The following is a 20,598-nucleotide window of genomic DNA, read 5'->3' on the forward strand; positions in this document are numbered from 1 at the left end:
AGAGTGCGCCATCAACGCGTCCAGCCCTCCCGCCGTCGAACTGCGCGGCATCACCAAACGATTCCCCGGTGTCGTCGCCAACAAGGACATCGACATCACCGTCCGCAAGGGCACCGTGCACGCCCTGTGCGGTGAGAACGGCGCCGGCAAGTCGACCCTGATGAAGATCCTCTACGGCATGCAGAAGCCGGACGAGGGCACCATCACCATCGACGGCACCCAGGCCTCCTTCTCCAGCCCCGCGGACGCCATCGCGCTCGGCATCGGCATGGTCCACCAGCACTTCATGCTGGCCGACAACCTGACCGTCCTGGAGAACGTCGTCCTGGGCGGCGAGAAGCTGTACGGCATCGGCGCCAAGGCCCGCGCCAAGATCAAGGAGATCTCCGACGCGTACGGCCTCGGGGTCCGCCCCGACGTCCTCGTCGAGGACCTCGGCGTCGCCGACCGCCAGCGCGTGGAGATCCTCAAGGTCCTCTACCGCGGCGCGCGCACCCTCATCCTCGACGAGCCGACCGCGGTCCTCGTCCCGCAGGAGGTCGAGGCGCTCTTCGACAACCTGCGCGAGCTCAAGGCCGAGGGCCTGACCGTCATCTTCATCTCGCACAAGCTCGGCGAAGTCCTCTCCGTCGCCGACGAGATCACGGTGATCCGGCGCGGCACCACGGTCGGCACCGCCGACCCCCGCACGACCACCACCAAGCAGCTCGCCGAGCTGATGGTGGGCAGCGAGCTGCCCTCGCCCGAGACCCGCGAGTCGACCGTCACCACGACGCCGATGCTCCGGGTCGAGGGGTTGCGCCTCGCCGCCACCGACCCCGACGGGATGGTGCGCGAAGTGCTGTCCTCGGTCTCCTTCACCATCCACAAGGGTGAGGTGCTCGGCATCGCCGGCGTCGAGGGCAACGGCCAGGCCGAGCTCGTCGAGGCCATCATGGGCATGCGCATCCCCGACGGCGGCGTCATCACGCTCGACACCACCGACATCTCGACGGCTCCGACGCGCAAGCGCCGTGAGAGCGGCGTCGGCTACATCCCCGAGGACCGCCACCGCCACGGCCTGCTCCTGGAAGCGCCGCTGTGGGAGAACCGCATCCTCGGCCACGTCACCGAGAGGCCCAACTCCAAGGGCGCCCTCCTCGACAACAAGGCCGCCCGCCACGACACCGAGCGGATCGTGCGCGAGTACGACGTGCGCACTCCCGGCATCGAGGTCACCGCGGCGTCGCTGTCCGGCGGCAACCAGCAGAAGCTGATCGTCGGCCGCGAGATGAGCCACAACCCCAAGCTGCTGATCGCCGCGCACCCCACCCGGGGCGTCGACGTCGGCGCGCAGGCGCAGATCTGGGACCAGATCCGCGAGGCCCGCCGTGAGGGCCTCGCCGTGCTGCTGATCTCCGCCGACCTGGACGAGCTGATCGGCCTGTCCGACACCCTGCGGGTGATGTACCGGGGCCGTCTGGTCGCCGACGCCGACCCCGCCACGATCACCCCCGAGGAACTGGGCTCCGCCATGACCGGTGCCGCCAGCGGCCACCTGGAGCACCAGCAGAACACTGGGGGAGAGGACCGATGAAGAAGCTCATCTCCCGGATCGACAAGGAGAAGCTGCTCCTCGCGATCGCGGCCCCCGTGCTCGCGCTCGTCGCGGCCCTTGTCGTCACCGCCCTGATCATCCTGGCCACCGGCAAGAACCCGTTCCCGGCCTTCAACGACATGCTGTCGTACGGCTCGGCGAGCGACAGCCAGGTCTACATCCTCAACAAGGCGACGACGTACTACCTGGCGGGCATCGCGGTGGCCATCGGCTTCCGCATGAACCTCTTCAACATCGGCGTCGACGGCCAGTACCGCCTCGCGGCGTTCCTCGCGGCCGTCGTCGGCGGCGCGATGAGCCTGCCCGGCATCGTCCAGATCCCGATCATCATCATCGTCGCCATGCTGGTCGGCGCGATGTGGTCGGCGGTCGCGGGCATCCTCAAGGTCACCCGGGGCGTCAGCGAGGTCATCTCGACCATCATGCTGAACGCCATCGCGACCGCGATCATCGCCTATCTGCTCCAGCCCGACCGGCTCGGCCAGCTCGACGAGGCCGGCACGCTGGTCTCCACCAAGCCGCTGCCCAGCTCGTCCTGGTTCTTCACCCTGGACATGGGCCCGGCCGGCCAGCTGTGGGGCTTCATCGTCGTCGCGGTCCTGGTCGGCGTGGCGTACTGGTTCACGCTCGGCCGCACCCGCTTCGGGTTCGACCTGCGGGCCGTCGGCCAGTCCGAGTCCGCGGCCGCGGCGAGCGGCGCCAACGTCAAGAAGATGATCGTCACCAGCATGATCATCTCGGGCGCGGTGGCCGGCCTCGTCGGCATGCCGACGCTGCTCAACGACAGCCACCAGTTCGACAACAGCTTCCCGCTCGGACTCGGCTTCACCGGCATCGCCATCGCGCTGCTCGGCCGCAACAACCCGGTGGGCGTCGCGCTCGCCGCGCTGCTCTGGGGGTACCTGGAGCGCACCACCGGCCACTTCGAAGTGATCGGCTACGACAAGGAGATCCTCGGCGTGATCCAGGGCGTCATCGTCCTGTGCGTCGTGATCGCCTACGAACTCGTCCGCCGTTACGGCATCAAGCGCCAGCAGCAGCGCGTCGGCGCCGAGCTGGCCGCCCAGGCCGCCAAGACCGAGACGGAGGTGACGGCATGAGCGTCACGACCGACACGACCACGACCCCACCGCCTCCGGCCGGGGTCAAGCGGGGCAACGCCAAGCGCAAGTTCTCCCTCGCGCAGGTCCTGATGATCATCGCGGGCGCGCTGATCCTCGTCTCCGCCGTCCGCATCATCACCGGCGCCGACCAGCTCACCAGCGAGGGCCAGATCAGCGCCGCGCTCGGCCTCGCCGTGCCGATCGGGCTCGCGGGCCTGGCCGGCCTGTGGTCCGAGCGGGCCGGCGTGGTCAACATCGGCCTCGAAGGCATGATGATCCTCGGCACCTTCGGCGCCGGCTGGGTCGGCTGGCAGTCCAGCCCCTGGCTCGGCCTGCTCGCCGGCATCGGCTTCGGTGTCCTCGGCGGTCTCGTCCACGCGGTCGCCACCATCACCTTCGGCGTCGACCACATCGTCTCCGGTGTCGCGGTCAACCTGCTCGCGCTCGGCGTGACGCAGTACCTCGCCAAGCTCTTCTTCAACGGCGGCGAGGCCCAGGTCAAGGGCGGCAACCCCAAGCAGTCGCCGCCCGCCGACTCGCTGCCCAGCTTCAGCATCCCGGGCCTCTCCTCGGGCCTGGAGTCGATCCAGAACCACCACTGGTTCCTGATCTCCGACCTCGCCGGCATCATCGGCGGCCTGGTCACCGAGGTCTCCTGGGTCACCGTCATCGCCGCGGCGCTCTTCGTCGGCACCTGGTGGGTGCTGTGGAAGACCGCCTTCGGCCTGCGCCTGCGCTCCTGCGGCGAGAACCCGATCGCGGCGGAGTCGCTCGGCGTCAACGTGTACTCCTACAAGTACGCCGCGGTCGCCATCTCCGGCGGTCTCGCCGGACTCGGCGGTGCCTTCCTCGCCCTGGTCACCTCGCACATCTACCTGGAGAACCAGACCGGCGGCCGCGGCTACATCGGCCTCGCCGCGATGATCTTCGGCAACTGGCGTCCGGGCGGACTCGCCATGGGCGCCGGCCTGTTCGGCTTCTCCGACGCGCTCCAGCTCCGCAACGGCGGCACCACCGTGCACGCCCTGCTGCTCCTGCTCGTCGTGCTCCTCGCGGTGCTCGCCGGCTGGAAGGCGTACAAGAAGGCCACGATCCAGGCCGTGGTCAGCGCGGTGATGGCCGCGCTCATCCTGGTCTGGTACCTGGTCACCGACGACGTGCCCGGCGACTTCGTCGGCGCGACGCCGTACGTCGTGACGCTGCTGGTCCTCTCGCTCTCCGCCCAGCGTCTGCGGATGCCCAAGGCGGACGGCATGCGCTACCGGAAGGGCCAGGGCAAGTGACGCCGACGCCCGACTGGGACGCCCTGCGGACCGCGGCGCGCGAGGCCATGTCCCGCGCGTACGCGCCGTACTCGGGCTACCCGGTCGGCGCGGCCGCCCTCGTCGACGACGGGCGCACCGTCACCGGCTGCAATGTGGAGAACGCCTCGTACGGCATCGGCCTGTGCGCCGAGTGCGGGCTCGTCTCGGCGCTCCAGCTCTCCGGCGGCGGCCGGCTGACGCACTTCACCTGCGTCGACGGTCACGGCGACGTGCTCGTGCCGTGCGGCCGCTGCCGTCAGCTGCTCTTCGAATTCGGGGGCCCCGAGCTCCTGTTGGAGACCCCGAAGGGCATCCTCACCCTCTCGGAGATGCTGCCCCAGGCCTTCGGCCCGGACCACCTGAAGTAACCCCGCGGCCCCCGCACTCCGGTGCGGGGGCCGCACTCTCACCACCCCTCTATGCGCGTAGAGTCGCGCAGGTACCAACGTGCACCAAGCCGGAAGGAATGCCATGGACGTCATCTCCGTCATCCGCACCAAGCGAGACCGGGGCGAGCTGTCTCCCGAGCAGATCGACTGGGTCATCGACGCGTACACGCGCGGCGTCGTCGCCGACGAGCAGATGTCGGCCCTGGCCATGGCGATCCTCCTCAACGGCATGAACCGCACGGAGATCGCCCGCTGGACCGCGGCGATGATCGCCTCCGGCGAGCGCATGAACTTCGACGCGCTCTCCCGGCCGACCGCCGACAAGCACTCCACCGGCGGCGTCGGCGACAAGATCACCCTGCCGCTCGCCCCGCTGGTCGCCGCGTGCGGCGCGGCCGTGCCGCAGCTCTCCGGCCGGGGCCTCGGCCACACCGGCGGCACCCTCGACAAGCTGGAGTCGATCCCCGGCTGGCGCGCGCTGCTCTCCAACGAGGAGATGCTGAACGTCCTCGACACCACCGGCGCGGTGATCTGCGCCGCGGGCGACGGCCTGGCCCCCGCCGACAAGAAGCTGTACGCGCTGCGCGACGTCACCGGCACGGTCGAGGCGATCCCGCTCATCGCCTCCTCCATCATGTCGAAGAAGATCGCGGAGGGCACCGGCTCCCTGGTCCTCGACGTGAAGGTCGGCACCGGCGCGTTCATGAAGACCATCGAGGACGCGCGCGAACTGGCCTCCACGATGGTCGCGTTGGGCACGGACAGCGGCGTGAAGACGGTGGCGCTCCTCACCGACATGTCCACCCCGCTCGGCCTCACCGCCGGCAACGCCCTCGAAGTCCGGGAATCCGTCGAGGTGTTGGCGGGCGGCGGTCCCTCCGACGTCGTCGAGCTCACCATCGCGCTGGCCCGCGAGATGCTGGACGCGGCGGGCATCAAGGACGCCGACCCGGCGAAGGCCCTCGCGGACGGCTCCGCGATGGACGTGTGGCGCCGGATGATCGCGGCGCAGGGCGGCGACCCGGACGCGACCCTGCCGGTCGCCCGCGAGCAGCACGTCGTAACGGCCCCCTCCTCGGGCGTCCTGACCCGCCTCGACGCGTACGACATCGGCGTGGCCGCCTGGCGCCTCGGTGCGGGCCGCGCTCGCAAGGAGGACCCGGTGCAGGCCGGCGCGGGCGTCGAACTCCACGCCAAGCCCGGCGACACGGTGACCGCGGGCCAGCCCCTGCTGACCCTGCACACGGACACGCCGGAGAAGTTCGAGTACGCGCTGGAGTCCCTGGGCGGCTCGTACGACGTGGCACCCGCCGGAACGGCCTTCTCGGCCACCCCGATCGTGCGGGAACGTATCGCCTGACCTGCGCTTCTGGGCTGACGCCCACGTATGGGTGAACGGGACCGGTGGACCATCGCCGGTCCCGTTCGGCATGCTGGGCTGTGTGACGAACCGACGTAGGGAGACCGCCGTGAGCGCACTCAGCGTGATCGACACCGGGAGCTTCCCGGTTCGCTAGCCCCGTCCGCGCCCTACCGATGAGTTCGGCGCGCCGATCCGGTCTCATCGGTGTGGAAGCCACCGATCCCCTGGAGCAGCCCCCTGTCCTCGTCCTCCCCGACCCCCTCACCTTCGCCGACGTCCCGCTGCTGTGCGAGCGGCTGCGCCGGCTGTACGGCGCGGGTGCCCGTGTCGTGGTGTGCGATCTCGCCGCGCTGAGCCGGGCCGACCTGGCGGCGGTCGAGGCGGTGGCGAGACTGCGGCTCACCGCGCGCCGGGCCGGGGGCCGCGTGGTGCTGCGCAACGCCGGGGCGGGGCTGGTGGCGTTGCTGGATCTGGCGGGGCTGGGGCTGGAAGCTCCGTAGGCCCCGGCTCCGGCCCCGCTTTTGAAGGCCGCGCCTACGTGTGCGCGTCGCCCACGGCCGGGACGGGGTGGTCCGGGGAGTCGAGCCAGGCCCGCTCACCGTCGCCGTCGACGGTCAGCCCGAACCGCTCGAACCCGGGCCGGCCCCGCGCGTCCCACCAGAGGTACGCGGCCTCCGTCTCGTCCCACAGCCTGCGGGGGCCGCTCTGCACGACCTCGAAGCGGTCCGCCCCCGGCTCGTAGTCGATGGATGCCCAGGACAGCGCGTCGGTGCTGTACGTCCACAGCGTGTACGAGCCGTCGTCGTAGCGCTCCACGCTCCAGAACGCCCCGGGCATCTGGAGCCCGGTGACGAACTGTTCCACCCACCCGCTCAGGTCGACCGGGGAGAGGGCGGTGGTCGTCCGGGCGCCGTCGGCCGGCCACTCCTGACCGCCGAGGAAGGCGGTGTGCGGAGGCAGGACACGGCGTTGTTGGCGGAGCCGCATGAAGGCACTTGAGCGCGTGAACCGGCCGTGGGCGGTGCCGTCGCCGCCCACTGTCAGCCTGGCGATCGCCTCGCCGCCGTACAGCGTCCCCCAAGGGGTCACGACCAGGCCGCCGGGGGATGTCTGCTCCACCCACGCCCGCGGAATCCTGCCGACCGAACAGGTGGCGACGACCCGTTTGTACGGCGCCCCACGGGCGTGGCCGAGCTGCCCGTCCCCGACGACGACGAGGGGGGACGGCCCGGCACGGCGCTGGTTCTCCTGGGCCGCCCTCGCGACCCCGGGGTCGTATTCGACGGAAACGACGTTCCCCGCGCCGAGCCGGTGCGCGAGCAGGGCGGAGGTCCAGCCCGTCCCCGTCCCGATCTCCAACACCCGCTGTCCGTCCCGCACATCGAGATCGGCCAGCATGGAGAACACCATGGAGGGCTGGGAACTGGAGCTGGAAGGGGCCCTGCCCAGGCCGTCCCCGGTATGGCTGCCGTCGTCCCACTGCGTGGTCAGCGGGATGTCGGAGTACACCGCCCGGAGCCATGCGTCCGGGTCCTTCCCGCGGTCGACCAGGGGGTTCTGCCGGGTGCCGTCAGAGATGCCCGGCCAGATGCGGTCGGGGACGAACAAGTCCCGGGGGACTGCGTGGAAGGCCGGCAGCCAGTCCGATCTCAGGGCGCCGGCAGCGACGAGCGCAGAGGCGAGCCGCGCGGGGCCCGCCCCCTCGGTGCGCGTGATCATCGGGCGCTACTTCTTCGCGGGGCCGGAGCCGTCGGAGGAGTTGCCGCCACTCGTCTCGGAGCCGCCGCCACCGTGGCCGCGACCGCTGTTGCTGTCGTCCTGCTGGCTGCCGCCCTGTCCGCTTCCGGTACCGCCGCCGTGCTTGGGCATGTGCTGCTCCTTCTCTCGTGAGGACGGGGGATGGGGGTCAGTCGGTTCGGGTGCACGGGAGATGCCAGTAGGCGACGCGGGCCGGTCCGTCCCTGGGGGCAAGCATTCCGCGCCGGGCGGGGAGGTGGAGGGGGATCGGCTCGCGACAGGCCGGGCACGTCTCGCGCTCGGCGGTGTAGGTCACGTACTCGAACTGGGCTGTCGTGTCAGCTGACTTGGCTTCGATGGCCGTCATCCTCGTCCTTCGGTCGTGCACCTTGTCCCTCCGGGCGGTTCGGCACCTCACGACTCGGTCCGCACGTCGTCGGCGGCGCGGTCGGCCAGTACGACGGCGGCCGTGTCCTGGACCGTGCGGGAGAAGACGGCGTGACCGGTGCGCGCGGTGTGCTGTTGCATGTGTTCGTCGACCTCGTTGTGGTTGCCGGTGGGGAACACCGCGAAGTGGCAGGTCCCGTGGGTGCACGTGGCCGAGATGCGGAACGACCCGTCCGGGTGGGCCATGACCCGGTACCGGGCCGGGCGTTCGTCGATCCGGTAGCGGGCCGGGCTCTCGTGGGTCATGGGCGCCGCCGCCCCTCGACCGGGGTGTCGAGTACGCGTACCCGGGCCAGCTCGGCGGGCGTCGGCGGGCGCAGGGCCTCGGGCGAGGTGGCCCATCCGGCCCCGCCGCCTGGCGGGCGCAGGTACACGCTCCCCTCGAAGCGTTCCTGTACGACGCCGACTCGGTTGCCGTTCGCGGTGTCCACCGCGTACTCGGCGGGGCTTTCGGGGGCGTCCTCTGCCCGGTGCATGGTGCTGTGCACGTCCACGGCGCGGTTCCTTTCTCGGTGGCCTCTCCTGTCTCTAAGCAACCGCATGACCACGCTCAGCGGTACCGTTGGTGCAGCGGAACGAATTTAGAGCGTTTAAAGCGCCTACCTGCGTGGGGAGTTGAGCGCGATCATGCCGAACACGCCCAACGATCACCTGCGACGCCTCTTCGCCGAGACTGGCTGGACGCTCAGCCAATGGGCGCGGGCCGTGAACCTGGTGGGGAGCGAGAACGGCACACCCCTGCGATACAACGCCTCCGCGGCTCATCACTGGCTGGGCGGTACGACGCCACGGGAGCGGGTGCGGCGCTTCATCGTCGAAGCGCTGTCGCGACGGCTTCAGCGGCCGGTGACCCACGCCGAGGCGGGCTTCGGCAGCCTCTCTGCCCCGTCGACGCCCGCGCCGGATACGGTGGAAGGGCTGGTCGAGTTGGGGAGGGGGGACATGGACCCGTCACGTCGAGGCGTGCTCGGTGCGGGCCTCTTCTCCGTGGCGCTCACGATCCCCGGATGGCCGGACGTCGTAGGCCGTGCGGAAGCTTTGCAGTCAGGGAAGGCCACGCATATCGGCCCGCACGACGTCGACATGGTCGTCGCCATGACTGAGCGCGTCTCCGACCTGGACGACGAGTTCGGGGGGCGGTACGCACGCCCCATGGCTGCCGCGTTTCTCGTCAACACGGTGGCACCCGCCCTCCGCGCCGACGGCTCCGAAGCGGTCAAGAACGCCATGCGGTCGGCCGCTTCGGACCTCAGCTACCTGACCGGATACATGGCGGTGGACGAGGGGCTGCACGGGCTGGCCCAGGGCTACTACGTGAAGGCCCTTGAGCTCGCGGGTGCGGCCGACGACCATCTGACCTACTGCACCACGCTGCGGGGGATGAGTGTTCAGGCCGTCGATCTGGGGCACGGCCGAACGGCGGCGCGGCTTGCCGACTCGGCAGCCGCGGCCTCGCCGGCCGCAGGGCCGCGCATGCGGGCCTTCCTGGCCGGGCAACAAGCTCATGCCGCCGCGCAGACCGGAGACCGAGTCGGCGCGCTGCGATACATCAGTGAGGCCGAGGTCGCCATGGACCGAGCCGAATCCCGGGGGAAGGCCTTCGGCTCGTACGATCCCGCTTCCCTTCACTACCACGTGAGTCAGGTCCGGTACGAGCTGGGCGATGTGGCCGGCTCGGTCGAGGCCATGCTGGAGTCCGACCGAAGTCGGCACAGCGTCTACCGGCGCTCCCGTGTGCACCGCCGGGGGCTTCTGGCGGAACGGCAATTGCAGGTTGGACACCTCGAAGCGGCTTGCCATACCTGGGGTCTGGCGCTCGACGACTATCCGCTGGTGCAGTCGGGGCGAGCGGATGACCGGATGTCCCGCATGGTGGGGATGCTGCGGCCCCATGCCAAGAACGCGGTGGCCCGTGAACTGCTCGACCGCGCACGTGTGGTGGTGCCGGGCCGGCTCTACGCGTAGGGCTCGTGACCCGCTCTCACTGGCCCTGGTCGCGTCTCGCGCAGTTCCTCCCGGCCCCTGCAGGGGCGCCCGGTGCCCACCGGTCGCGGACGTCGCACTGAAACCGCGCACAAGGCTCCGCTCCGCGCCCCTACAGGGCACCCTGGGCCGCGGCCCCCGGTCAGGCCGGCTCACCCTCCCCGTCCAGACGGGCCGGAAGGTTGAAGAGGGGGAACCAGCGGGACGTGTCCAGGAAGGAGGTGATGCCCGAGACCTTGCCCTCGGTCGTCTCGATGACCATCAGCGCCCATGGGGTGAACCCGCCCTCGGGGTCCGGGTGGTAGTGGGCGAAGGCCGGGGTGCCGTTGGCCACCGTCGGCAGGAGGCGGGAGTTGCGGCAGACCGAGCCCACCCCCAGCATCCAGCCCACGATGTCGTCGTGGCCCCGCAGCCACAGGTCGTACGGCGGCATGGACAGCGTCGCGTCCTCGTGGAGCAGGGCGGTCAGGGCCGTCATGTCGTAGCCCTCGAAGGCCGCCACATAGCGGTCGAGGAGCTTCTGCTGTTCCTCGTCGAGGGGGTCCGCCGGGTCCGTCTGCTTCGGGCCGGAGTCCGCCAGCGTCGAACGGGCGCGCTGGAGCGCCGAGTTGACCGACGCGACCGTCGTGCCGAGGAGTTCGGCGACCTCCGCCGCCTTCCACGCGAGGACCTCCCGAAGGATCAGCACCGCGCGCTGCCTGGGCGGCAGGTGCTGGAGCGCCGCGACGAAGGCGAGCCGCACCGACTCGCGGGCCAGCGCCGCCTCCGCCGGGTCCTCGATGGTGGGTAGCACCCGCCCGTCCGGCACCGGCTCCAGCCAGGTCACCTCGGGGCGCGAGTTGAGCTGGGCGTTGGCCACCGGGGTGGCGGCCGTCAGGTCCATGGGGCGGGCCCGCTTGTTGCCCGCCGTCAGCATGTCCAGGCACACATTGGTCGCGATGCGGTACAGCCACGAGCGCAGCGAGGAGCGGCCCTCGAACGTGTCGATGCCTCGCCACGCCCGCACCAGGGTGTCCTGTACCGCGTCCTCCGCCTCGAAGGCCGAGCCGAGCATCCGGTAGCAGTACCCCGTCAGCTCCCTGCGGTGCTCTTCGAGGCGTACGTCCAGATCCGTCGCCGTCACCAGATCACTCATCGGTCCACCCCGTGTCGTGCCGCGCGATACCAGCACTTCGGAAGCTACCCGACCCCACTGACAATCGCGCGGGAACCCGCGAAGGCGCAGGTCAGTGGCGGGCGTGTGCCAGGTGCAGGCGCTGGGTGCGGCGCTCGGCGCGGGCCGCGTGCGAGCCGTACAGGGTGACGGAGACGACGCCGAGCACCGCGAGGAGCCCGAGCAGCACGGTGGCCGGCCAGCCCGCCGCGTGGAAGGCGACCGCGCCGAGCGTGCCGCCCGCGCTGGAGCCCAGGTAGTAGGCGGACTGGTACAGCGCGGACGCCTGGGCGCGACCCTGCTTGGCGGTGTGGCTGACCGAGGAGGACGCGACCGCGTGGCCCGCGAAGAATCCGGCGGTGATCAGGACGAGGCCCGCGAGGATCGCGGGGAGCGACGAGGCCAGCGAGAGCAGCAGGCCCGCCGTCGTGGTGGACACCGCCAGGTACAGGGCGCCCCGGCGGCCCACCCGCGCCACCAGCCTGCCGGCCGCGGCCGAGGAGACCGTACCGACCAGGTAGACCAGGAAGATCGAGCCGATCAAACCCTGCGGCAGGTGGAAGGGGGCCGCGGTGAGGCGGTAGCCGATCACCGTGTAGACCGCGCCGAACACCGTCATGAACAGCGCGCCGATCATGTACAGGCGCACCAGGAGCGGGTCGGTGAGGTGGCCGCGCACGGTGCGGGCCAGGGCGCGCGGGTTCAGCGAACCCGGCGTGAAGTTGCGGGCCTTGGGGAGGAGCAGGCGGAACACCACCGCGCACACGGCGGCCAGTGCGCCCACCGCGACGAGCGCCGCGCGCCAGCCCCAGGCCTGCGCCACCCAGCCGGTCAGGATGCGGCCGCTCATGCCGCCGATCGAGTTGCCCGCGACGAACAGGCCGATCGCCGCGACCAGCGCCTTCGGCTTCACTTCCTCCGCCAGGTACGCCATCGCCGACGCGGGGAGTCCCGCGATCGCCGCGCCCTGCACCGCGCGCAGCGCCACCAGCCAGCCCACGCTGGGCGCGAACGGCACGAGGAGACCCACCAGGACCGCGACCGCCAGGGACACCGTCATCATCCGGGTCCGCCCGAACCGCTCGGACAGGGCGGACAGCGGCAGCACGAACAGGGCGAGCGCGCCGGTCGCGGCCGACACCGTCCAACTGGCCGCGCTCGCCGTGGCGCCGAGGTCGGCGGAGATCAGCGGCAGCAGGGCCTGGGTGGAGTAGAGGAGGGCGAAGGTGGCGACACCGGCGGCGAAGAGCGCGAAGCTCATCCGGCGGTAACCGGCGGCGCCCGGGGTGAGCTGGAGCGGGGACGGCGAGGTCGAGGCGGCCACGGTGGTGGACGCCCCGGTACTGGCGGGAGGCATGACCAAACCGTAGGCCCGCCTGCATTTATGCGTCCAATGCACAGATGGGGGATAATCGATCCACTCCCGCATCAGCCGAGGCCAGAGGCGCGCGTGTCATTGAACAGTTACGAAGAATCCATGGAAGACGCCGCGATGAAGCTCGCGCCGCGCCTCGCCGGCTTCGTCGGGGTGGCCCGGCACGAGCACGTCACCCGGGCCGCCGTCGAGCTGGGCGTGCCGCAGTCGACGCTCTCGCGCGCCATGGTCCGCCTCGAACAGGACCTGGGGGTCGCCCTGTTCGCGCGCAAGGGCCGCACCGTCGCGCTGACCGCCGCGGGCCGCGCCTTCCTCGGCTCGGCCGAACGGGCGCTCGCCGAGATCGCCCGCGCCGCCGAGTCGGTGCGCGCCGACGCCGACCCCGGCACCGGCAAGGTCGCCTTCGGCTTTCTGCACACCATGGGCTCCGAGACCGTGCCGGGCCTCATCCGCGCCTTCCGGGCCGACCACCCCCGGATCCGCTTCACCCTCGTACAGAACTACGGCGAGGCGATGATCGAGCGGCTGCGGGCCGGTGAGCTCGACCTGTGTCTGACCTCGCCGGTGCCCGACGCGCCCGATCTGGTGGCCCGGCGCCTCGACGAGCAGCGGCTGCGTCTGGTGGTGCCGGACGACCACCGGCTCGCGGGGCGCAAGCGGGTGCGGCTCGCGGAGGCCGCCGACGAGACGTTCGTGACCCTGGAGCCCGGCTACGGCCTGCGCCGCATCACCGACGACCTGTGCGCGGAGGCCGGGTTCGCGCCGCGCATCGCCTTCGAGGGCGAGGAGGCCGAGACGCTGCGCGGGCTCGTCGCGGCCGGGCTCGGGGTGGCGCTGCTCCCGCCGCCCGCGGTGGCGCGGCCGGGCGTCGTCGAGCTGACCGTGACCGCCCCGCGCGCGGTGCGCGAGATCGGTGTCGCCTGGCTCGACGGCCACCCGGACACCCCGCCGGTGGCCGCCTTCAAGGCCTTCCTGCTCTCCCGGCGGGGCAAGCTGATCCCCGAATAGGGAGCGTGCGCCAAGTCCCCTACGGATGGAGGGACTTGCCGAATCCGGCGGCCAGCGGCATGCGCAGCCCCAGCGGCGGGGGTGCGGCGAAGGCGTCCTCGACCGGCCGGGCGTACGGGCGCGAGAGCAGGGTGCCGAGGACGAAGTCCACGGCCAGGGCGTGGACTTCGGGCCGGTGCTGGCGCATCGTGTGGCCGTCGGAGTGGACCTCGAAGCGGCAGGTGTCGCGGTTGGCCTTCTTGGCGCGCTCGGCGAGCCGAAAGGACAGCTCCGGGTCGCAGCGCGCGTCATTGGTGCCGTGCACGATCATCACGCGGCGGCCCACCAGCTGCTTCACCGGCTCGGGATCGGCCGCCACGTCGTCCGGCGGGATCCACGGGGCCAGCGCCAGAACGGAGTTGACCGCGGGGTGGCCCGCCGCCCGCAGCGCCGCCCGGCCGCCCATGCCGTGCCCGGCCAGGCACACCTGCACGTCCCCGTAGCGGCGTACGGCCTCGTCGGCCGCCCACTCCGCGTCCAGGGCGAGCCGGGCGTCGCCGCCGTTCCAGCCGTTGCCGCGGTAGTGCACGCCGTGCGCCACCAGTCCCGCTCCGCGTCCGTCCCGCGCCAGTCTGCGGGCGAGCGGCAGCGCGGCCGCGTACGCCAGGGGGGAGGGCCGGCGTACCGAGACGGGATCGCCGTCCGGCAGTACGAGGACCACGCCGCTGACCGTCGCGCCGGTGCCGGTCGCACCGACGGCCCGTCCCAGCCGGGCAGCAGGCAGGGGAATCGCTTGCTGTGCCATGGCAGAACAGTCTCAGAAGCCGAGGTGTACTCCACCCGTCCGCACGGTCACTGTTACGTATCGACGGCGTTCGGACGCCCGGCGATCTACGCGCGTAGGGGCTAGAGTGCCCAGATGACGAGCCAGACCGCATCCGTGCCCACCCCGGATCAGATCAGCCGTGCCCCGAAGGTGCTGCTCCACGACCACCTCGACGGGGGTCTGCGTCCCGGGACCATCATCGACATCGCCCGCGAGACCGGGTATGACGGACTGCCCGAGACCGAGGCCGACAAGCTCGGCATCTGGTTCCGCGAGGCCGCCGACTCCGGTTCGCTGGAACGGTACTTGGAGACCTTCGCGCACACCTGCGCCGTCATGCAGACCCGCGACGCGCTGTTCCGCGTCGCCGCCGAGTGCGCCGAGGACCTCGCCGAGGACGGCGTCGTCTACGCCGAGGTGCGGTACGCGCCCGAGCAGCACCTGGAGCAGGGCCTCACCCTCGACGAGGTCGTCGAGGCGGTCAACGCGGGCTTCCGCGAAGGGGAGAGGCGGGCCCGCGCGGGCGGACACCGCATCCGCGTCGGTGCGCTGCTCACCGCGATGCGGCACGCCGCCCGCGCCCTGGAGATCGCCGAACTCGCCAACTCCTACCGGGACTCGGGCGTCGTCGGCTTCGACATCGCGGGCGCCGAGGCGGGCTTCCCGCCCACCCGCCACCTCGACGCCTTCGAGTACCTCAAGCGCGAGAACAACCACTTCACCATCCACGCCGGTGAGGCCTTCGGCCTGCCGTCGATCTGGCAGGCGCTCCAGTGGTGCGGCGCCGACCGGCTCGGCCACGGCGTGCGCATCATCGACGACATCGAGGTCGCCGAGGACGGCACGGTGAAGCTCGGCCGGCTCGCCTCGTACGTGCGCGACAAGCGGATCCCGCTGGAGATGTGCCCCACCTCCAACCTCCAGACCGGGGCCGCGACCTCGTACGCCGACCACCCCATCGGGCTGCTGCGCAAGCTGCACTTCCGGGCCACGGTCAACACCGACAACCGGCTCATGTCGGGCACCAGCATGAGCCAGGAATTCGAGCACCTGACGAAGGCGTTCGGCTACACACTCGATGACATGCAGTGGTTCACAGTCAATGCGATGAAATCAGCATTCATTCCTTTCGACGAACGGCTGGCCATGATCAATGACGTGATCAAGCCCGGTTATGCCGAGCTGAAGTCCGAATGGCTGTTCCAGCAGACCGCTACGACCAGCGGTTCTTCGGTACAGGGCGACTGATCCCGAGGGGCGTGAAACGGCCGGACGTGTGAACGACCGGCCGTTTTCGGGTGTTTGCGGCACGAGCCGTTCGCTGACTAACTTGGCGAGCCGCTCACCCTCCCCACCCCAAGGACGAATTTCTGATGAAGCAGTCTGCCAAGACGCTCGGTGTCGTTGCCCTCGGTGCCGCCTTCGCCGCCGCTGCCGCCGGGACGGCGTCCGCCGCCCCCGCGCTCCCGATGGGCACGCTGTCGAGCGTGACCGCCGGGACCCCGCTCGGCCTCGTCTCCAAGGCGCTGCCCGCTGCCTCCCCCGAGGCGCTGGCCGGCGGCCAGAAGGGTTCGGACTCCAACCCCGTCACCGGGCTGCTCGGCGGTCTGCCCACCGGCCCCGTGGCGAGCAACCTCGCCGGCGGCGGCCTGCCCGGCCTCAGCTGACCCACGCCGACCCCCGCAGGGGCGCACACCCGTGAGCCGGGTGCGCGCCCCTGCGGCGTGTGAGTAGGGTCGGGATCATGCGTCCGACGGCATCCGCCCGAGCGGCGGTGCTCACCCTGACCGCGCTGCTCGCCGCGACCGCCTGCACCGGAGCGCCGCCCGGCCCGGTCGAATCCGTCGGCGGCGCCTCCCGGACCCCGGCCGCCCTCGAACGCGCCGCCCTCGCCCCGGCCGACGTGCCCGGCTACCAGGTCTCCGGCGATCCCCCGCCCGACGCCACCCGGGGCACCCCGCGGGCCGACCGCGCCGCCTGCGCGCCGCTGGCCGAGGTCATGGGCGAGCGGCCCGACGACCGCGCCCGCGCGACCGTGAGCCGGGGGCTCGGCGCGCGCGACACCCCCGGCCTCGCCGTCTCCGCGTCGCTCTCCGCCTACGCGGCCCCGGACGCCCGGGAGCTCCTCGGCCGCCTGCGCACCGCCCTGACCCGCTGCGGCGGCGGGTTCGGCACCGTACTCGACGGCCGTGCGGCGGCCTACCGCGAGGTGCGGCCCCTGCCGTACGCGGTCGGCGGCGACGAGTCGGTCAGCTGGACGGCGTCGGTGCTCGGCCAGGGCGAGACCGCGCCCGTGCACATCGTCGTGGTGCGCCGGGGCGCCACCGTCGTACGGTTCATGGCGATCGACCTGTCTCCGCGGGCGCCCACGACGGTGACCGTGCCGCACGAGGTGGCTGACGCGCAGCTCACCAAGCTCGCCAGGACCCTGCCGGGCTGAGCACCGGGGCTACCAGGCGGCGCGCGGCGACTTCTCGCCGGGGATCAGGGCCCACATGGCCAGGTAGACCAGGAACTGCGGTCCCGGCAGCAGGCACGACACCAGGAAGATCACGCGCACCGTGGTGGCGGAGGTGCCGAAGCGCCGTGCGAGCGCTGCGCACACCCCGCCGATCCTGCGGCCTTCGGTGGGGCGGATGAGAGGGGCGCTCATGGAAGGCTCCTTCGGAGCTGGAGGGGAGCCGCTCCGTGTGGGCTCCCTCGCGATGTGTCCATGGTCCCGCCGCACGCGCCGGGGGGCGTCGGGCTACGGGGCGATACCGACCCTGGGAATCGTCGGGGTACGCCCCTGAGGAGACTCCTCCCGAAGGACGGGCGCGGGGTGCTCGCGCTGGTTCCTGCGACGGAGATTGCGCCGGCCCGCCGGCACCACCGCGAGGTGGGCGAGGGCCACGCCCGCGGTGTTCAGGAGCAGCGCGTCCACATCGGGCACCTGTCCCGGCACGGACGTCTGGAGCAGGGCGATGCCGAGCGAGATCAGCGCCCCGGCCAGGACCGTGCGGACCAGCGAGGCGAACGGGGAGACCGAGAGCCGGCCGCCGGCCAGGGGGAGCAGTATCCCCAGCGGGGCCAGGAGCAGCAGGCCCTCGCCGATGCGGTGGGCCGCCTCCAGGGGGCCGAGCGCGAGGTCGGCCTTGATGCCGGCGAACGGTGTGAGGTTGGTGGGCGTCACCCACATCACGTCCCGTGGCCGGAGCGTGACCCACGCCACGAGCAGCAGATGCGCCAGGAGGAGCACGCCTCCCACCACGCGGAACCGGATGACGGCGCCGCCGTCGTGACCAAGTTGCTGCTGCACGCTGCCCAAGACGCGGCCCGCGCCGCGAACGGTTCCGCCGCACCCGGGTGATTCCGGGTGCGCGACGCGTCACACTCCCGCCGCTCCGTACGCGCCCGGCGCCGTGCGCGCCCTAGGAGCCCGGCGAGCGCAGGGGAGCGGGGATCTCGCCGAGGGTGGCCGTGCTGTCCGGGCGGGACTTCATCTCCGCGGTGCAGGTGTACCCGCGCGCCGGGTCCTCGCCGGGCCCGCCGAGCACCACCTGCTGGGTGCCGGGCGCGGCCGGGGTGTTCTCCGCGAACGTGCACACCACCTGCGAGAGGGCGAGCGCGGACAGGTCGTCGGGCTCACGGCTCAGCCGCAGGGCGCCCGCCGCGTCGTGGGCGCGGGCCGCCGTGACGGTGAGCGGGCCCTTGACCTCCGTGGTGTACCCGGCGTCCTTCTCCGCCGCCGAGGGCTCGGTGATGAGCTGGTCGAGCAGCGTCTGCGCGAAGCGGACCCGGTCGGCCGCGCCCTTGCTCTCGGGGATGCGCACCGAACGCTCGGCCGTGACCAGTTGCGCTCCGCACACCAGATAGACCTCGACGGTGACGCCCTCGAACTGCGGCGTCATCGCGGACTGCGGGACCGTGCACGCCACCCGCGAGGGAGCGGGGCCCGCGTCGACGGGGACGGAGGTGGGGCGGATGCCGCAGCCGCTGGTGGCGCCCAGCGCGAGCAGCCCGGCCAGCACGACGGCTGCCCGGTGACGGAGGTTCCTCACGGCGCCCCGCTCCCTTCCGGCGTCTCGGGGTCGGCGGGCGGGGTGGCGTCCAGGGGCAGGCGCAGCACGAACACGGCGCCGCCCTCGGGCGAGTTGGCGGCGGTGATGTCGCCGCCGTGGATGTGCGCGTTCTCCATGGCGATGGACAGGCCGAGCCCGCTGCCCTCCGAGCGCGGCCGCGAGGCGCTGGCCTTGTAGAAGCGGTCGAAGACGTGCGGCAGTACGTCCTCGGGGATGCCGGGCCCGTGGTCGCGTACCGCGATCACCAGCTCGTCGCCCTCGACGCGGACCGCGACCCGCACCGGGGAGCCGCCGTGCTTGAGGGCGTTGCCGATCAGGTTGGCGAGCACCACGTCCAGGCGGCGCGGGTCGACGCGGGCCATGATCCCGCGCTCCGCGTCGAGCTCGACGGCGTCCAGCCAGGCCCGGGTGTCGATGCAGGCGGTGATCTGGTCGGCGATGTCCACGTCGTCCAGGACCAGCCGGGCGGTGCCCGCGTCGAAGCGGGTCACCTCCATCAGGTTCTCGACCAGGACGTTGAGCCGCCGGGTCTCGGAGACCACGAGCCGCACCGCGGGCGCGATCATCGGGTCGAGGCTGTCCTCCTCGTCTTCGAGGACCTCGGCGACGGCGGTCAGCGCGGTCAGCGGCGTGCGCAGCTCGTGCGACATGTCGGCGACGAAGCGGCGGCTCGCCTCCTCGCGCGCGCTCATGTCGGTGACCTTCTTCTCCAGGTTCTCGGCCGTCCGGTTGAACGTCCGTGACAGATCGGCGAGTTCATCGGTGCCGGAGACCCGCAGCCGGGTGTCGAGCTTGCCCTCACCGAGCCGGCGCGCCGCGTCCCCGAGCCGCTGCACGGGCCGCAGCACGGTGGTCGCGGCGGCCTGCGCGAGCAGCGCGGAGGCGAGCAGCGCGAGGAAGGTGGCGATGCCGAGCGACCAGGCGAGCGAGTTGAGGTCGCGCCGCTCCTGGTCGAGCGGGGCCAGCATGTATCCGGTCGGACCGGCCCCGATGATCTTCGTGCCGCCGACCAGGTACGGATGGCCGTGCAGCGTGATCCGCTGCCAGAACAGGTGGTACGGGTAGGCGTTGGCCTGGGTGACCTTCTGCTTCTTGGTCACCGCGTCCTGGAGCGGGTCGGGGACGTCGTCGAGCGTGAAGTCGTCGAGGTTCGAGGCGCCCGCGACCGGCTTGCCCGGGGCGCGCTCGTCCACGAGCACCACGTTGTAACGGGAGTTGGAGCTGTCCGCCATCTGCTGCGCGGCCACCTGGAGGTCGTGCTCGGACGGCTGGAGCGGCAGGGACGCCGCCCGGTTCTGCATGCCCTGGCGGAAGTCGTTGAGCGCCGAGTCCTGCGTACGGACGAGTACGGCCTCGCGGTTGAGCCAGTAGGCGATGCCGGACGCGGAGACGGCGGCGGTGAGCGCGACGAGCGCGAACACGACGACGAGCCGCAGACGCAGACTGGTCCAGCGCAGACCGGCGAGGACGGCTCGCTTCACTTGCCCTGCTTCTCGGGGGTACGGGGACGGTGCGACAGGTTCACGACGGGGTGTCCAGGCGGTAGCCGACGCCGCGGACCGTACGGATCAGGGTCGGTGACGACGGTACGTCCTCGACCTTGGCGCGCAGCCGCTGCACACAGGCGTCGACGAGCCGGGAGTCGCCGAGGTAGTCGTGCTCCCACACGAGCCGGAGCAGCTGCTGACGGGAGAGCGCCTGGCCGGGCCTGCGGCTCAGTTCGAGCAGCAACCGCAGCTCGGTGGGGGTGAGTTGAAGGTCCTCGCCGTTCTTGGTGACGGTCATCGCGGCCCGGTCGATCACCACGCTGCCGAACGCCGCCGAGTCGGTGGCCTCCCGTTCGCCGCGGCGCAGCACCGCCCGGATCCGGGCGTCGAGGACCCGTCCCTGGACCGGCTTGACCACATAGTCGTCGGCGCCGGACTCCAGGCCCACCACCACGTCGATGTCGTCGTTGCGCGCGGTCAGCAGAATGATCGGCAGCTGGTCGGTGCGCCGGATACGGCGGCACACCTCGAAACCGTCGATCCCGGGCAGCATCACATCCAGCACGATCAGGTCCGGCCGCTGCTCGCGCAGCAGTTTCAGGCCGTCCTCTCCCGTCGCCGCGGTGGCCACACGGTGGCCCTGGCGTGACAGGGAGAGTTCGAGGGCCGTGCGGATGGCGTCGTCGTCCTCGATCAGCAACAGGAAAGGCACAGAGGTCATTCTGGCCCATGGGGAGAAGGAGCACGACCCCCGTCCGCCCCCGGGACCGCACCGGCGCGCGGCGG

General features: G+C 71.8%; 23 protein-coding genes. 11 read left to right on the forward strand and 12 right to left on the reverse strand.

The genetic code is table 11. From position 1 onward, the window contains the following. Nucleotides 1-10: 10 nt before the first annotated feature. The 6 genes from OOJ98_RS18235 to OOJ98_RS18260 all read left to right on the forward strand — a co-directional run bounded on the left by OOJ98_RS18235 (nt 11) and on the right by OOJ98_RS18260 (nt 6,256). The gene (locus OOJ98_RS18235) at nt 11-1,576 is read left to right on the forward strand and encodes an ABC transporter ATP-binding protein (RefSeq protein WP_267057014.1); all 1,566 of its coding nucleotides are present in this window, start codon (nt 11-13) and stop codon (nt 1,574-1,576) included. Further along, a complete protein-coding gene (locus OOJ98_RS18240) occupies nt 1,573-2,697 on the forward strand; it encodes an ABC transporter permease (RefSeq protein WP_267055954.1) in 1,125 nt (374 codons plus the stop codon). Before OOJ98_RS18235 ends, OOJ98_RS18240 begins: the two co-directional genes overlap by 4 nt. Next, the gene (locus OOJ98_RS18245; protein ID WP_267055955.1) at nt 2,694-3,983 is read left to right on the forward strand and encodes an ABC transporter permease; all 1,290 of its coding nucleotides are present in this window, start codon (nt 2,694-2,696) and stop codon (nt 3,981-3,983) included. Before OOJ98_RS18240 ends, OOJ98_RS18245 begins: the two co-directional genes overlap by 4 nt. Then, entirely contained in the window at nt 3,980-4,372 is a 393-nt protein-coding gene (locus OOJ98_RS18250) for a cytidine deaminase (RefSeq protein ID WP_267055956.1), read from the forward strand. Before OOJ98_RS18245 ends, OOJ98_RS18250 begins: the two co-directional genes overlap by 4 nt. A gap of 103 nt (nt 4,373-4,475) precedes the next feature. Further along, a complete protein-coding gene (locus tag OOJ98_RS18255; RefSeq protein WP_267055957.1) occupies nt 4,476-5,753 on the forward strand; it encodes a thymidine phosphorylase in 1,278 nt (425 codons plus the stop codon). Between the two features lie 209 nt (nt 5,754-5,962). Then, nucleotides 5,963-6,256 carry a lipid asymmetry maintenance protein MlaB gene (locus tag OOJ98_RS18260; RefSeq protein ID WP_267055958.1) on the forward strand — a complete coding sequence of 98 codons (294 nt, stop codon included), beginning with the start codon at nt 5,963-5,965 and terminating at the stop codon, nt 6,254-6,256. A 34-nt stretch (nt 6,257-6,290) separates the two neighbouring features. Here the strand turns inward: OOJ98_RS18260 and OOJ98_RS18265 are convergent, their stop codons facing one another. The 4 genes from OOJ98_RS18265 to OOJ98_RS18280 form a co-directional block, all read right to left on the reverse strand. Next, the gene (locus tag OOJ98_RS18265) at nt 6,291-7,475 is read right to left on the reverse strand and encodes a methyltransferase domain-containing protein (protein ID WP_267055959.1); all 1,185 of its coding nucleotides are present in this window, start codon (nt 7,473-7,475) and stop codon (nt 6,291-6,293) included. A gap of 6 nt (nt 7,476-7,481) precedes the next feature. Further along, nucleotides 7,482-7,625: a hypothetical protein gene (locus OOJ98_RS18270; protein ID WP_267055960.1), complete on the reverse strand. Its 144-nt coding sequence runs from the start codon at nt 7,623-7,625 to the stop codon at nt 7,482-7,484. Between the two features lie 282 nt (nt 7,626-7,907). Beyond that, on the reverse strand, nt 7,908-8,186 hold the full coding sequence (locus tag OOJ98_RS18275; RefSeq protein ID WP_267055961.1) for a hypothetical protein: 279 nt from the start codon (nt 8,184-8,186) through the stop codon (nt 7,908-7,910). Continuing rightward, a complete protein-coding gene (locus OOJ98_RS18280) occupies nt 8,183-8,434 on the reverse strand; it encodes a hypothetical protein (protein WP_267055962.1) in 252 nt (83 codons plus the stop codon). Before OOJ98_RS18280 ends, OOJ98_RS18275 begins: the two co-directional genes overlap by 4 nt. Nucleotides 8,435-8,567: 133 nt before the next feature. Between OOJ98_RS18280 and OOJ98_RS18285 the strand changes: the two genes are divergently transcribed. Next, nucleotides 8,568-9,905 (forward strand): tetratricopeptide repeat protein, encoded by a 1,338-nt coding sequence (locus tag OOJ98_RS18285; RefSeq protein WP_267055963.1) that lies wholly within the window; start codon nt 8,568-8,570, stop codon nt 9,903-9,905. 160 nt (nt 9,906-10,065) lie between these two features. Here OOJ98_RS18285 and OOJ98_RS18290 read toward each other — a convergent pair whose 3' ends face one another. Both OOJ98_RS18290 and OOJ98_RS18295 read right to left on the reverse strand, forming a co-directional pair. Further along, complete coding sequence (locus OOJ98_RS18290; protein ID WP_267055964.1) at nt 10,066-11,058, reverse strand: sigma-70 family RNA polymerase sigma factor; 993 nt, start codon at nt 11,056-11,058, stop codon at nt 10,066-10,068. A gap of 91 nt (nt 11,059-11,149) precedes the next feature. Next, a complete protein-coding gene (locus tag OOJ98_RS18295; RefSeq protein WP_267055965.1) occupies nt 11,150-12,433 on the reverse strand; it encodes an MFS transporter in 1,284 nt (427 codons plus the stop codon). 120 nt (nt 12,434-12,553) lie between these two features. Here OOJ98_RS18295 and OOJ98_RS18300 point away from each other — a divergent pair, with 120 nt between their 5' ends. Then, nucleotides 12,554-13,459 carry a LysR family transcriptional regulator gene (locus tag OOJ98_RS18300; RefSeq protein WP_267055966.1) on the forward strand — a complete coding sequence of 302 codons (906 nt, stop codon included), beginning with the start codon at nt 12,554-12,556 and terminating at the stop codon, nt 13,457-13,459. Nucleotides 13,460-13,478: 19 nt separating this feature from the next. Here OOJ98_RS18300 and OOJ98_RS18305 read toward each other — a convergent pair whose 3' ends face one another. Beyond that, complete coding sequence (locus OOJ98_RS18305; protein ID WP_267055967.1) at nt 13,479-14,243, reverse strand: S9 family peptidase; 765 nt, start codon at nt 14,241-14,243, stop codon at nt 13,479-13,481. Nucleotides 14,244-14,357: 114 nt separating this feature from the next. Between OOJ98_RS18305 and OOJ98_RS18310 the strand changes: the two genes are divergently transcribed. The 3 genes from OOJ98_RS18310 (at nt 14,358) to OOJ98_RS18320 (ending at nt 16,704) form a co-directional block, all read left to right on the forward strand. Then, nucleotides 14,358-15,512, forward strand: a complete 1,155-nt coding sequence (locus OOJ98_RS18310) for an adenosine deaminase (RefSeq protein WP_267055968.1) — start codon at nt 14,358-14,360, stop codon at nt 15,510-15,512. Nucleotides 15,513-15,637: 125 nt separating this feature from the next. Continuing rightward, complete coding sequence (locus OOJ98_RS18315) at nt 15,638-15,931, forward strand: hypothetical protein (protein ID WP_267055969.1); 294 nt, start codon at nt 15,638-15,640, stop codon at nt 15,929-15,931. A gap of 77 nt (nt 15,932-16,008) precedes the next feature. Continuing rightward, the gene (locus OOJ98_RS18320; protein ID WP_267055970.1) at nt 16,009-16,704 is read left to right on the forward strand and encodes a hypothetical protein; all 696 of its coding nucleotides are present in this window, start codon (nt 16,009-16,011) and stop codon (nt 16,702-16,704) included. A gap of 9 nt (nt 16,705-16,713) precedes the next feature. Here OOJ98_RS18320 and OOJ98_RS18325 read toward each other — a convergent pair whose 3' ends face one another. From OOJ98_RS18325 to afsQ1, 5 genes are all read right to left on the reverse strand, one after another. Further along, on the reverse strand, nt 16,714-16,917 hold the full coding sequence (locus OOJ98_RS18325) for a PspC domain-containing protein (protein WP_267055971.1): 204 nt from the start codon (nt 16,915-16,917) through the stop codon (nt 16,714-16,716). Between the two features lie 93 nt (nt 16,918-17,010). Further along, nucleotides 17,011-17,562 (reverse strand): VanZ family protein, encoded by a 552-nt coding sequence (locus OOJ98_RS18330; protein ID WP_267055972.1) that lies wholly within the window; start codon nt 17,560-17,562, stop codon nt 17,011-17,013. 112 nt (nt 17,563-17,674) lie between these two features. Then, nucleotides 17,675-18,304, reverse strand: a complete 630-nt coding sequence (locus OOJ98_RS18335; protein WP_267055973.1) for a hypothetical protein — start codon at nt 18,302-18,304, stop codon at nt 17,675-17,677. Next, entirely contained in the window at nt 18,301-19,806 is a 1,506-nt protein-coding gene (locus OOJ98_RS18340) for a HAMP domain-containing sensor histidine kinase (RefSeq protein WP_267055974.1), read from the reverse strand. The genes OOJ98_RS18335 and OOJ98_RS18340 overlap by 4 nt, the downstream gene beginning before the upstream one ends. A gap of 40 nt (nt 19,807-19,846) precedes the next feature. After that, a complete protein-coding gene (gene afsQ1, locus OOJ98_RS18345; RefSeq protein WP_189762146.1) occupies nt 19,847-20,524 on the reverse strand; it encodes a two-component system response regulator AfsQ1 in 678 nt (225 codons plus the stop codon). Nucleotides 20,525-20,598: the final 74 nt, after the last annotated feature.

It is taken from the genome of Streptomyces sp. NBC_00083 (assembly GCF_026343295.1).
GTDB lineage: Bacteria > Actinomycetota > Actinomycetes > Streptomycetales > Streptomycetaceae > Streptomyces.

Bases quoted from the DNA above. Each gene is read 5' to 3' on its own strand.
- OOJ98_RS18240 (WP_267055954.1), top strand. From the start codon at position 1,573: ATGAAGAAGCTCATCTCCCGGATCGACAAGGAGAAGCTGCTCCTCGCG.
- OOJ98_RS18245 (WP_267055955.1), top strand. From the start codon at position 2,694: ATGAGCGTCACGACCGACACGACCACGACCCCACCGCCTCCGGCCGGG.
- OOJ98_RS18255 (WP_267055957.1), top strand. From the start codon at position 4,476: ATGGACGTCATCTCCGTCATCCGCACCAAGCGAGACCGGGGCGAGCTG.
- OOJ98_RS18265 (WP_267055959.1), bottom strand. From the start codon at position 7,475: ATGATCACGCGCACCGAGGGGGCGGGCCCCGCGCGGCTCGCCTCTGCG.
- OOJ98_RS18270 (WP_267055960.1), bottom strand. From the start codon at position 7,625: ATGCCCAAGCACGGCGGCGGTACCGGAAGCGGACAGGGCGGCAGCCAG.
- OOJ98_RS18275 (WP_267055961.1), bottom strand. From the start codon at position 8,186: ATGACCCACGAGAGCCCGGCCCGCTACCGGATCGACGAACGCCCGGCC.
- OOJ98_RS18285 (WP_267055963.1), top strand. From the start codon at position 8,568: ATGCCGAACACGCCCAACGATCACCTGCGACGCCTCTTCGCCGAGACT.
- OOJ98_RS18290 (WP_267055964.1), bottom strand. From the start codon at position 11,058: ATGAGTGATCTGGTGACGGCGACGGATCTGGACGTACGCCTCGAAGAG.
- OOJ98_RS18295 (WP_267055965.1), bottom strand. From the start codon at position 12,433: ATGCCTCCCGCCAGTACCGGGGCGTCCACCACCGTGGCCGCCTCGACC.
- OOJ98_RS18300 (WP_267055966.1), top strand. From the start codon at position 12,554: ATGGAAGACGCCGCGATGAAGCTCGCGCCGCGCCTCGCCGGCTTCGTC.
- OOJ98_RS18305 (WP_267055967.1), bottom strand. From the start codon at position 14,243: ATGGCACAGCAAGCGATTCCCCTGCCTGCTGCCCGGCTGGGACGGGCC.
- OOJ98_RS18310 (WP_267055968.1), top strand. From the start codon at position 14,358: ATGACGAGCCAGACCGCATCCGTGCCCACCCCGGATCAGATCAGCCGT.
- OOJ98_RS18315 (WP_267055969.1), top strand. From the start codon at position 15,638: ATGAAGCAGTCTGCCAAGACGCTCGGTGTCGTTGCCCTCGGTGCCGCC.
- OOJ98_RS18320 (WP_267055970.1), top strand. From the start codon at position 16,009: ATGCGTCCGACGGCATCCGCCCGAGCGGCGGTGCTCACCCTGACCGCG.
- OOJ98_RS18325 (WP_267055971.1), bottom strand. From the start codon at position 16,917: ATGAGCGCCCCTCTCATCCGCCCCACCGAAGGCCGCAGGATCGGCGGG.